The 530-nt window shown below is 37.4% G+C and carries 1 protein-coding gene; it reads left to right on the top strand.

Annotated elements, in window-relative coordinates:
• The coding region (locus E3E36_RS11475; RefSeq protein ID WP_167895537.1) for a superoxide dismutase at window positions 1-530 on the top strand (530 nt) is incomplete at both ends.

Below are 530 nucleotides of genomic sequence, written 5' to 3' on the forward strand. Positions count from 1 at the left end.
CGGTAAAGCGTGCATAGCACTAGGTCTATCATCAACAATATTACCATCGCTTGCCAAAGCTTTCAATACAAATCATAACCAACTTATTCCATTTACACAACAACCTCTGCCTTATGCATACAATGCTTTAGAAACAGCCATTGATGCTACGACAATGGAAATTCATTATACCAAACATGCTGCTGCTTATTCAAAAAATTTAGCCGATGCATGTATAGCAGAAAGTGTAGATACCAAATCTGTTTCTTTAGAAGGCTTACTGGCAAAGGTTTCTAAGTATTCTGCTAAAATTAGAAATAACGGTGGCGGACATTTTAATCATGAATTATTCTGGCAAAGCATGGCTGCCACATCCGCAGGAAAACCATCAGGTAAATTAGCTGATGCTATAACAAAAGATTTCGGTTCTTTTGAAACATTTAAAACACAGTTTACAGATGCAGGTAAAAACCGTTTCGGCAGCGGATGGGCATGGTTAGTAAAAAATAATGACGGCAAATTAATTGTTGGTTCAACTGCCAATCAGGATA

The organism is Thermococcus sp. M36 (genome assembly GCF_012027355.1).
Lineage (GTDB): Archaea > Methanobacteriota_B > Thermococci > Thermococcales > Thermococcaceae > Thermococcus.